Genomic DNA, 11,011 nt, shown 5'->3' on the forward strand with positions numbered 1-11,011 from the left:
GTCACCGTCGTCCATCCGTGGAATATGCCTGCTGCTGACGCCACGCCTACTGCACCAGCACGTAGCGGCCCGGCGCAGCGTCCGGCACCACGTGCGGATCGACCGCCGTCACAGCGGTGGCGGCGATCTGCGCGGTGGCATGGCTGCGCAACCAGTGCTCCCAGGCCGGCCACCATGAGCCGGCATGCTGCGGCGCCGCGGCGCACCAGGCGTCGGGATCGAGATAGCGGCCGTCGTGGGCGCGCGTGGCGATCTGGTAACCGTGCCCGCCGCTTGCCAGCGGCGGGTTGACGACACCGGCATTGTGACCGCCGCCCGTCAGGCAGAACGTGATTTCGGCGTCGGCCAGCAGGTGCAGCTTGTAGACCGACAGCCAGGGCGCGACCGTGTCGCGCACGGTGCCGAGCACGAACATCGGCACCCGCAGGTCGGACAGCGCGACCGGACTGCCGCCCACGCGGTAGCGGCCCTGCGCCAGATCGTTGTCGAGGTACAGGCTGCGCAGGTACTCGCTTTGCTGGCGGTACGGCATCCGGGTGGCATCGGCGTTCCAGGCCGCCAGGTCGCTGGTGACGCGCCGGCCCTTGCCCAGCAGGTAATTCTGCACCATGCGCGACCAGACCATGTCTTTCGAGTTGAGCAGCGCAAACGCGCCTTCCATCTGCGTGCCGTCGAGATAGCCTTTACCGGCCATGACGTTGTCGAGAAAGTTCAGCTGGCTCTCGTCGATGAACAGGCCCAGTTCGCCGGGCTCGCTGAAGTCGACCTGCGCCGCGAGCAGCGTCAGGCTGGCCAGACGCCCGTCGCCGTCACGCGCCATGGCGGCGGCGGCAATCGCCAGCAGCGTGCCGCCCAGGCAGTAGCCGAGCGCCTGGATGGCGTGCCCGGGCCGCAGCGCGGCGACCTGGTCGATGGCCGCCATCACACCCAGCTGCAGGTAATCATCCATCCCGAGATCACGGTCGGTCGCGTCCGGATTTTTCCATGACATCATGAAGACGGTATGCCCCCGGTCGACCAGGTAACGCACCAGTGAATTGGCGGGGGACAGGTCGAGAATGTAGTACTTCATGATCCATGGCGGCACCATCAGGACCGGCTCGGCGCAGACGGTGGACGTCGCCGGCTCGTACTGGATCAGTTCGATAAGGCGGTTGCGGTACACGACCTTGCCCGGCGTCAGGGCCACGCCCCGGCCAGGCTCAAATCCCGTTGGCGCCGTCGCCGCGGCGCCGCTCGCATCGTCGATCGCGTTGCGCCACCCCATGGCCAGATTCATGCCGCCGGAACGCCAGGTTTCATTGAGCACGACCGGATTCGTCATCAAGAAATTGGATGGTGAAAACATGTCCAGGACCTGGCGCACGGCAAAGGTCCACAATTGCTCGTGATGCCGCGTTACCCCGGGCACGCCGGTGGTGGCGTTGTACCACCATTGCTGCTCGAGCAGGAACGTCTGATAGATCAGGTTGAACGGCCACGTCTGCCACTCGGGCGCAGCGAAGCGGCGGTCTTGCGGCAAGGGAACGATGCAGGGGGCGGACTTCTGGCCGGCAGCGGCTGCGGCGCTTGCTGCCAGGCGCAGCATCTTGCGCTGCGCCTTGCTGACCAGTTCGCACTGCTTGTCGGGAGAACCGGCCAGATGCACCAGCCAGTCGGTGGCGGCCGCCGCAAGCGAAGCGGGGGACAGGCCCTGGGTCCACCAGGCGATCTGGGCGTGCAGTGCACGGTCGAGTTCGCGCACCGGCGCCTCACCAGGGATGGCGGATCCGGTTGCAGGCAGCGATGACAGATCTGCGATGCGCCTACCCTCCTCTCAGCGAAACAGCAAAACAGGCAGATGCGCGTGCTCGATCACCCGGGCGGTCTGGCTCGCAAGAATGTGCTCACTGGCGCCGTGACGGCCGTGCGAGCTCATGCAAATCAGGTCAGTGTGATGCTCGAGTGCGGCGCGCACGATTTCCTGCCACGGCTCGGTGCCGGTCAAGACCTTGCACTCGCACGGCACGCCCAGCGTGCGCGCGGTGTCGGCCACCTGCTGCAGGATGCGCCCGGCGTGCGCCGGCGTGGTCAGCGCCGACGCGGTATCAGCGGCGTCGGGAGGCGGGACGACGTGCACGGCGACCACGGCCGCGCCAAGACCAGCGGCAAACGCCAGGCAGGTGGCCACCAGCGGCGTCATCGACAACGACCCGTCGACGGGCAACAGGATGCGCTGGAACATGGGTCATTCTCCGAAAAAAGGGTGTCAGCGCCTGCCGCCGGGCAATCCTCTAGCATCGGATTGATCCTAATCGTCCCGCTGCAAACACCGATATGACATGCATCAAAAATCGCGGGAATGCGCAGCATGGCGGGCAAGTTTGATGCAAGTCAAATTCGTTCAAACGGGATGCACCAGCCGCGAACATCGCGCTGGACTGACCGCATCGACGCGCCGTACGCTGGCCAGTCACGGCCATCCGGAGGTGCAGCATGTGCTACAAGACCATCGTCGTCCACGTCGACCATTCCCTGCATGCCGAGGCGCGCATACGGTACGCGGCGCAACTGGCCGCGCGCTGCGGTGCGCACCTCGTCGGCAGCGCCTTCTCGGGCATTTCGCGCTATGCCGAGGCCGGCATCACGATGGTGCTGGCGCAGCAGCACGAACGCCGGGGCGACCACGACAGCGCACTGGCACGCTTCGATGCCATTGCCGCTGCCGAGGGCGTACTCAGTCATGAGCGGCGCTATGCCGACGATGACCCGGCCGGCGGACTGGCGCTGCAAGGCCGCTACGCCGATCTCGTCATTGTCAGCCAGACCGACCTCGACGATCCGGCGGCGGCGCACCTGGCCGGGCCAGTGCCGGCCCATGTCGTCCAGGGCAGCGCGCGTCCGGTGCTGGTGCTCCCGCATGCCCTCCGGCACGCGACGATCGGCGGACGCATCATGCTGGCATGGGACGGCAGCCAGCAGGCCACGCGCGCCGTCGCCGGCGCCCTGCCGCTGCTGCGCGATGCCGGTCTGGTGGCGATCGTCATGTTCCAGCCGTCCGAGGCCAGCGGGCGCGAACCGGGCACCGATCTCGCGTTGTATTTGGCACGCCAGGGCGTGCGCTGCGAGGTGCACGTCGAACCATCGGCGATCGACGACGGCGCCGCCTTGCTGGCTTGCACGGATTGCCTGGATGCCGACCTGATCGTGATGGGCGCGTACGGGCGCCCACGCCTGCGCGAACTGGTCCTGGGAGGCGTCACGGAAACGCTTCTTGACCGGATGACCGTGCCGGTACTGATGGCGCACTGATGGCCACCGTCCCGACCGCCGATGGCTTGAGCGCCGCCGAGGCCGCGCAGCGCATTGCCACGGACGGGCCGAACACGCTGGCCGCGACCGAACGCCGCACCTGGCGCCGCATCGTTGCCGATGCGGCGCGCGAGCCGATGTTTTTGCTGCTCGTGGGCGCGGCCCTGCTGTATCTGGTCCTGGGGCAGCTCGATGAAGGGCTGCTGCTGTGCGTGATGGTCGCCGTCAGCCTCGGCCTGGGCCTGTACCAGGAAGGCAAGACCGAGCGCGCACTGGCCGCGCTGCGCGACCTGGCCAGTCCGCGCGCGCACGTCCTGCGCGACGGCTGCTGGCACGTCATCGACAGCGCCGGCATCGTGGCCGGTGATCTCGTCGCCGTCAATGAAGGGGACCGCGTGCCGGCCGATGCTCATGTGATCAGCAGCACCGGACTGCAGGCCGACGAGTCGCTGCTGACAGGCGAATCGATGCCGGTCGACAAGGATGCAACAACGATGCTGTATGCCGGGTCGCTGGTGCTGCAGGGCCACGCGACTGCCCGCGTGGCCGCCACCGGTGCGCGCAGCGAGCTGGGCCGGATTGCCGCGTCACTGCAATGGCTTAGGCCCGCGCCATCGCCCTTGCAACGCCAGAGTGCTGCGCTGGCACGCGCGTTTGCCGTGCTGGGCATCACGTTCAGCGCCGTCCTGGTGCTGGCATATGGTTTGATCCGCGGCGACTGGCTGCAAGCCGTGCTGGCCGGCATCGCACTGGCCATGTCGATGCTGCCGGAGGAACTCGCGATCGTGATGACCGTGTTTCCCGCGATCGGCGCCTGGCGCCTGGCGCGGCAGCAGGTGCTCGTGCGGCGCCTGCCAGCGATCGAGACGCTGGGCGCCATCTCGGTCCTGTGCGTCGACAAGACCGGCACGCTGACAGCCAACCGCATGGACATCGTGGCACTGTACGCGCACGGCGCGCGTTATCCGGTGATGGAGGAAGCGCTGCCGGCCGCGCTGGCACCGCTGCTTGAAGCGGCCGTGCTGGCCAGCACCGCGACGGGCCCCGACCCGATCGACCGGGCCGTCCAGCGACTTGGCGCAGCGTGCCTGCCACCGGCGCAGCACCATCCGGACTGGTCGCTGGTGCACGAGTACGGCGTGAGCGCACAGCAGCGTGCGCTGGTGCAGGTGTGGCGGCGGCCCGACGGTGTTCTGATCGCTGCTGCCAAAGGCGCGCCGGAAACCGTGCTGGGATGGTGCAACCTTGATCCCAATGCCGATGTCAGCGCCGGACTGCTGGTCGCGGCGTCATCCATGGCACAGGACGGCCTGCGCATGCTGGCGGTGGCGCAGGCCGTCCTGCCCGGCGCCAGCTGGCCGGGCCAACCAGCCGATATCCGGTTCACGCCGGCGGGTCTCCTGGCCCTGGCCGACCCGCTGCGCCCCGAGATCCCCGCTTGCGTCACGCGCTGTGCCGGGGCCGGCATCCGGGTCGTGATGATCACGGGCGACCATCCGGACACGGCACGCGCCATCGCACGACAGGCGGGGCTTGCCGACACGCCAGTGCTCACCGGCGCGGCGCTCGATGCGCTCGATGAGGCTGCGCTGGACGCACGCATCCGCGAACTCGACATCTGCGCGCGCATTGCCCCGACGCAGAAACTGCGCCTGGTACAGGCGTTCGCACGGAGTGGCGCCACGGTCGCCATGACGGGCGATGGGGTCAACGATGCCCCGGCGCTCAAGGCTGCCCACGTGGGCATCGCAATGGGCGGCCGCGGTACCGACGTGGCGCGCGAGGCGGCGGCGCTGGTGCTGCTGGACGACCGCTTCGCGTCGATCGTCGATGCCATCGGCGCCGGCCGCCGGATCCACGACAACCTGCGCAAGTCGATCCGCTACGTCATTTCGATGCACGCGCCGATCGCCGGCATGGCCATCCTGCCGATCCTCGCCGGCTGGCCGCCGCTGCTGTATCCGATGCACATCGTGTTCATGGAATTGATCATCGATCCCGCCTGCACGCTCGTGTTCGAGAACGAGCCGGCGGCGCCCGGTGCGATGCAGCGCCCGCCGCGCGATCCGCACGCGCCGCTGTTTACGCCCGGCGCCCTGGCCCGGACACTGGCCATGGGCCTGGGTCCTCTGGTGGCAGTGGCCGGCGCGTATGGCTGGGCCCTGGGCGCATTGGCGCCGGAGCAGGCCCGCGCGTTTGGATTCACGACGCTGGTGTTTGCCAACCTGTCGCTGATCCTGGTCAACCGCGCAGCGGGCACCAGCCTGTCCGGTTCGCTGCGCCAGGCGAACCGGATCCTCTGGCTGGTCGTGGCGGCGGCCCTGGGCCTGCTGGCCCTGACGCTGTACGTGCCGTGGCTGGCGGCGGTGTTCCAGTTCGACATGCTTGCACCGGTGCTGGTCGCTGGTGCAAGCGTCATCGGCCTGGCCGGCGCGCTGCTGCCGGCGCTGCTGTTGCGGCAATTTCGACACTGAACAGCTCGCTGCGCGTAAAGATCAGCGTCAATAGCTAGTTGGTATCTTTTTGATGCAAATCAAAAAGCACGCCAAGATATGACTCATCGGATAGCTTGGCCTCGACCTGGAGCGCCAGCTGGCTTATTGTCAATACATTCAGCACATCACGCCAGACCGTCATGACACCCACGCCAGCCACGCAAGCAGCCTGCGCCAGTACCGCAGGGGAGCTGGCGGCGTCCGTGTTCCATCACAGCCGCGACGCGATCATGATCACGGCCCTGGATGGCGCGATCCTGGCGGTCAACCAGGCATTCTGCGCCATCACCGGGTACACCGAAGACGACGTACGCGGCAAGAATCCGCGCATCCTCAAATCGGGGCTGCAAGACCGGGCGTTCTATGCACGCATGTGGCAGGCCATCACCAGCCAGGGCTACTGGCAGGGCGAAGCCTGGAACCGGCGCAAGGATGGCACGCTGTTTGCCGAGCGCTTGACGATCGTCGCGGTCCCGGGCGCCGATGGCACGCCACATCACTACCTTGCCATGTTCGCCGATGTCACCAGCGCCAGCATCCAGCGCCAGCGTCTCGAAGAGCGTGCCAACTACGATGCGCTGACCGGCCTGCCCAACCGTGTCCTGCTTGGCGAGCGGCTCGAACAGCTGCTCGCATGCGCGCGCGACACGGCATCCGGCGTGGCGCTCGCCTTTATCGACCTCGACGGGTTCAAGCAGGTCAACGACAACCTGGGCCATCCGGCCGGCGACCGCCTGCTGGCCATCATCGCGCAGCGCTTGCGCGCCGCACTGCGCGGGTCGGACACGCTGGCACGTTTTGGCGGTGACGAGTTTGTCGCCGCCCTGCCCGGCATGCACGACGACGCGGTACTGGCCGCGTTGCTCGCACGCGTGGCCGCTGCCGCCCGCGCGCCGATCCTCGTCGATGGCAAGGCAATCTGCCTGTCAGCCAGCATCGGGGTGGCACTGTTTCCACGCGACGGCACCAGCACGGCGCAACTGATTTCCCATGCCGACGCCGCCATGTATGCCGCCAAGCGCGCCGCGCACGGCGGCGCGCGCCCCGTCCATGATGCCGCAGCTGTCGCGGCAGGCGGTCAACGTCATCCACAAGAGGTATCGCAGCCATGAATGCTCCGCATCGCGCCCCCTTCGGTCCGGCCCCGCCCCATCTGACGGCGGTCCTCAAAAACCATTGTGGCGACTGCAACACCGGTGGCCTCTGTCTGTCCACCGGCCTGGACGCTGGCAACAAGGTGCGCTTTGATCGTCTGGTTGGCCAGCATCGCCGCATCGCGGGCGGCGACACCCTGTACCGTACCGGCCAGCCACTACGCAGCCTGTATGCGCTGCGCTGCGGCTTTTTCAAGATCCGCCGGCGGGGTTCCGCGGGGGATCAGATCATCGCTTTCCCGATGGCCGGCGAACTGCTGGGCCTGGAAGCGATCGGCACGGGCATCCACCAGGCCGACGCGATCGCGCTCGAGGACAGCATCGTCTGCGAACTGCCGTTCGCGGCGCTCGAACGCCTGTTCGAGGACATTCCCGGCCTGCACCGCCGCTTTTACCGGCTCATGAGCGGCGAAATCAACCGCGAGCAGCATCTGATGCTCATGCTCGGCAATATGCGGGCAGAGCAGCGGATGGCGACTTTTCTGGTCGACATGGGGGCATCGTACGCGGCGCGCGGCTATTCTCCCACGCAATTTCAGCTGCGCATGTCGCGTGAAGACATCGGCAGCTATCTCGGCCTGACCATCGAAAGCATCAGCCGCCTGCTGGCCCGCTTTACCAAGCTGGGACTGATCACGGTCGACAAGCGCGCCATCGTGCTGAACGATCCGCAGCGGATTGCCGAGATGGCGAGCGGCTTCTCGCCCTGCAGTCCGATGGTTTGACCGGCCGTGCGGCCGCCAGGGCAAGCTGGCGGGTTTGATGCACGTCATGGATTTTGCGGCCCCTCCCGGTCATCGTTGCCAAGCACGCCATAACAGCGCCAGACAGCGCCAACCAACGGCGGCCAGCGCGACAGCAAGCACGACGACCTTGGAGGTTTTCATGAACATGATGAACGCAGCAGTCTTCACCGGGCCCGGCCGCATCATCCTGGACCGCAAGCCCGTTCCGGTCGCCGGCCCCGGCGAAGCCGTCATCAGGATCACGCTGACGACGATCTGCGGCACCGACGTGCACATCCTGAAAGGCGAGTATCCGGTCAAGGCCGGGCTGACGATCGGGCACGAGCCGGTAGGCACGATCCACGAACTGGGCCCCGGCGTGACGGGCTACCACATCGGCCAGCGGGTGGTCGTGGGCGCCATCACGCCGTGCGGCCAGTGCCATACCTGCCTCGACGGCCACCCGTCGCAGTGCGGCGGCCACGCCATCGGCGGCTGGCGCTTCGGCAACACGATCGACGGTTGCCAGGCCGAGTACCTGAAGGTGCCGTTCGCGATGGCGAACCTGGCGCCAATCCCCGACGGCCTGACCGATGAACAGGTACTGATGTGCCCCGACATCATGAGCACCGGCTTTGGCGGCGCCGAGCATGGGGGCATCCGGCTGGGCGATACGGTCGCCATCTTCGCCCAGGGCCCCATCGGCCTGTGCGCCACCGCTGGCGCACGGCTGCGCGGCGCCAGTTGCATCATCGCCGTCGACAGCGTCCCGGAGCGCCTGAAGATGGCCCGCCAACTCGGCGCGGATCACACGGTCGATTACCGTGCCACCAACCCGGTCGAAGAGATCATGCGGCTGACCGGGGGCCAGGGCGTCGACGTTGCGATCGAGGCGCTCGGCACCCAGCAGACGTTCGAACATTGCCTGCGCGCGCTCAAGCCGGGCGGCACCCTGTCGAGCCTGGGCGTGTATTCCGGCAAGCTGTCGCTGCCGGTCGATGCCTTCGCGGCCGGACTGGGCGACCAGTCGCTGGTCACCACGCTGTGCCCCGGCGGCAAGGAGCGCATGCGCCGTTTGATGGCCATCGTCGCCTCCGGCCGGCTCGACCTGCAACCGCTGATCACGCACCGCTTTCGTCTGGAACAGATCGAACAAGCGTACGACCTGTTTGCGAATCAGCGCGACGGCGTGCTGAAAGTCGCGATCACGCCCTGACGGCCGGCTCGCTCAATCAGGTTCGCCACGTGACCCACCGAAGGGGAAAACCATGTCCTACCAATCCATTCTCGTCCACGCCTGCCAGCCGGAACTGGCGCAGGCACGTTACCGTCTGGCAGCGGCCATCGCACTGGCTGAAGACACGCGCCTGACCGGCATCGCTCTCTCGGGCGCGATCGAATTCATTGTCCGTTGCAGCGCCGCTGCCGGCGTGGCGCCCATCGGCCCGGACGACTACAACTTCCTGACCGACAATGCGAAACGCACGTTGACGGACTTCGAAACTGCCGTGCGCGCTGCCGGCGTCGTGCCACTGGAAAGTAAGCTCAGCGATGAATCGGCCATCCGCGCCTTGCCGCTGGAAGCGCGCTACTGCGACCTGCTGCTGATCGGCCAGGTCACCCACCCCGACGCGATCCTGGCAGACGATTACTCGCTGGCGCGCACTATTCTCATCCATTCGCCCTGCCCGGTCATGGTGGTGCCGTCCACGACCGCCGTTACCAGAGTGCCCGTCCGGCCCCTGATCGCCTGGGACGGCAGCATGGAGGCGAGCCGGGCCGTACGCGCCGCCCTGCCGCTGCTGCGCCGCGCGGGCAGCGTGACGGCGGCATGCTTTCACCCGCAGAAATACAGTGGCTCTCAAGTCCAGGCGGGCAACCAGCTTGCCACCTACCTGGCCAGTCACGGCATCGACGTCGAGATTCTGGTGCCAGCGCCGGCACCAACCGGCAACATCGGCGAGGCGCTGCTCGGGCTGGCCGCCACAGGGGCGCACGACCTGATCGTCATGGGCAACTTCGGCCATTCGCGCTTTCGCGAGCTGGTGCTGGGCGGCGTCACTGAAACCGTGCTGGCCGGTACGGTCGTGCCGGTGCTGACGAGCCACTAGGCGCATGGGGTTTCCGCCGGCAGCGTCGGCGCCAGCCGGGGTACTGGCTGATGTTTGCGCCCGCAGCAGGCTTTTTCGTACTCCCACCCGGCCAGGGAGCCAACATGCACAGCCACACTGTCGCCGAAGCGACACACGCCCTTAGTACCGCCCTAAGGCGCATGCACATGCAATTGTGTCGTCAGATCAATGTGCTGGCAGCGCAGAAGGGGCAACCTTCGCGGCCGGATGGATGCATCTGGTGGCACGGAGCGTGGCAGCATTCCGGGACGAAGAGCGCGTGATGGAGCAGGTGCGGTATGCCGGGCTCGCAGAGCATGGCCCGAGAATGCCTGCATCCTCAGCGCACCGCACGTGTCGCCCCGTGTCGATGAAGGCGACTACGGCATCGGACGCAAAGTATCGTCGACTCTGGCGGCCATCGTCTCATCGCACCGATGCGGCGCCAGGATCTGGCCCCTCGCCGCAGCGCATCCGCGCCAATACCGACCGTCGCCCTGCATCTGAAGTGCCGGGCTGCGACAATATCGTCAACAGCGCCTGTGCCAATGTACATGAATCCCGAGAGAGTCTGCGCGATCCGGTCTGGAGGCCCGAACGTGCATCGAGCGCGAAGCAGCGCTGCTTTCCTGACATTGTTGAGCCTTCCCGACCAGCCGGCAAACAAGGTCAATTCTGATCGCGAGGACAAATCTCGCGCATAGGAATGCGTGTATACAAAGAAAAAATGCCGGCATTTGGTTTCGTTTTTCGTGGTTTAAATCCGACTTTCTCGAAATATTTTTTAATCGCTAGCGTTTTTACCGGGAAAAGCAGCGCATTGCCGTTGAGCCCCCATGATGCTGGACGGGGCCATGGTCGTGGATGCTATTAGCGTAGTGACGAAGCAGGCGAACCGCCCGAAAATTGATGCCCAACAGGATGCGTCGTCGCAATCTGAACCGCACGCTGACCCGGCAATGGACGCCCAGGCCGGACCCTTCTCGAGCGCACCCGCTGCGCCAGGGCAAACGGCTTGGGCGTTTATTGATGGAACCCTGCCCGGATTCTCCGACCTGCTGGCCCAGGCAGCGCGTTCAGTACCTACCTGAGCTATGGCCGCATCCTGCGCGCGCGCCTGAACGACCCGGAGCCGGACGCGGGCTGGAAAGACGGCGCGCTGTACCGCAGCGCTGTTAGCCCGGGCCGGCTGAAGCTCAGCGGCGACGTATACATCACCTCGGGCAATCGCTATT

At 66.7% G+C, this 11,011-nt stretch carries 8 protein-coding genes; 6 read left to right on the forward strand and 2 right to left on the reverse strand.

The features are described from left to right. Nucleotides 1-46: 46 nt before the first annotated feature. Together AC56LY_RS11370 and AC56LY_RS11375 are read right to left on the reverse strand one after the other, a co-directional pair. Nucleotides 47-1,744, reverse strand: coding sequence for a PHA/PHB synthase family protein (locus AC56LY_RS11370; protein ID WP_499579403.1), 1,698 nt, complete (start codon nt 1,742-1,744; stop codon nt 47-49). Between the two features lie 72 nt (nt 1,745-1,816). Continuing rightward, the gene (locus AC56LY_RS11375; RefSeq protein ID WP_499579405.1) at nt 1,817-2,224 is read right to left on the reverse strand and encodes a universal stress protein; all 408 of its coding nucleotides are present in this window, start codon (nt 2,222-2,224) and stop codon (nt 1,817-1,819) included. 251 nt (nt 2,225-2,475) lie between these two features. Between AC56LY_RS11375 and AC56LY_RS11380 the strand changes: the two genes are divergently transcribed. The 6 genes from AC56LY_RS11380 (at nt 2,476) to AC56LY_RS11405 (ending at nt 9,776) form a co-directional block, all read left to right on the forward strand. Continuing rightward, on the forward strand, nt 2,476-3,291 hold the full coding sequence (locus tag AC56LY_RS11380) for a universal stress protein (protein ID WP_499579408.1): 816 nt from the start codon (nt 2,476-2,478) through the stop codon (nt 3,289-3,291). After that, on the forward strand, nt 3,291-5,765 hold the full coding sequence (locus tag AC56LY_RS11385) for a cation-translocating P-type ATPase (protein ID WP_499579410.1): 2,475 nt from the start codon (nt 3,291-3,293) through the stop codon (nt 5,763-5,765). The genes AC56LY_RS11380 and AC56LY_RS11385 overlap by 1 nt, the downstream gene beginning before the upstream one ends. Nucleotides 5,766-5,926: 161 nt before the next feature. Further along, entirely contained in the window at nt 5,927-6,898 is a 972-nt protein-coding gene (locus AC56LY_RS11390; RefSeq protein WP_499579412.1) for a diguanylate cyclase domain-containing protein, read from the forward strand. Further along, a complete protein-coding gene (locus AC56LY_RS11395; RefSeq protein WP_499579415.1) occupies nt 6,895-7,665 on the forward strand; it encodes a helix-turn-helix domain-containing protein in 771 nt (256 codons plus the stop codon). The genes AC56LY_RS11390 and AC56LY_RS11395 overlap by 4 nt, the downstream gene beginning before the upstream one ends. 160 nt (nt 7,666-7,825) lie before the next feature. Next, on the forward strand, nt 7,826-8,881 hold the full coding sequence (locus AC56LY_RS11400; RefSeq protein WP_499579417.1) for an NAD(P)-dependent alcohol dehydrogenase: 1,056 nt from the start codon (nt 7,826-7,828) through the stop codon (nt 8,879-8,881). A 52-nt stretch (nt 8,882-8,933) separates the two neighbouring features. Then, the gene (locus AC56LY_RS11405; RefSeq protein ID WP_499579418.1) at nt 8,934-9,776 is read left to right on the forward strand and encodes a universal stress protein; all 843 of its coding nucleotides are present in this window, start codon (nt 8,934-8,936) and stop codon (nt 9,774-9,776) included. Nucleotides 9,777-11,011: the final 1,235 nt, after the last annotated feature.

The organism is Telluria sp. ZT3P25 (assembly GCF_059685895.1).

Bases quoted from the DNA above. Each gene is read 5' to 3' on its own strand.
- AC56LY_RS11375 (WP_499579405.1), bottom strand. From the start codon at position 2,224: ATGTTCCAGCGCATCCTGTTGCCCGTCGACGGGTCGTTGTCGATGACG.
- AC56LY_RS11380 (WP_499579408.1), top strand. From the start codon at position 2,476: ATGTGCTACAAGACCATCGTCGTCCACGTCGACCATTCCCTGCATGCC.
- AC56LY_RS11385 (WP_499579410.1), top strand. From the start codon at position 3,291: ATGGCCACCGTCCCGACCGCCGATGGCTTGAGCGCCGCCGAGGCCGCG.
- AC56LY_RS11390 (WP_499579412.1), top strand. From the start codon at position 5,927: ATGACACCCACGCCAGCCACGCAAGCAGCCTGCGCCAGTACCGCAGGG.
- AC56LY_RS11395 (WP_499579415.1), top strand. From the start codon at position 6,895: ATGAATGCTCCGCATCGCGCCCCCTTCGGTCCGGCCCCGCCCCATCTG.
- AC56LY_RS11400 (WP_499579417.1), top strand. From the start codon at position 7,826: ATGAACATGATGAACGCAGCAGTCTTCACCGGGCCCGGCCGCATCATC.
- AC56LY_RS11405 (WP_499579418.1), top strand. From the start codon at position 8,934: ATGTCCTACCAATCCATTCTCGTCCACGCCTGCCAGCCGGAACTGGCG.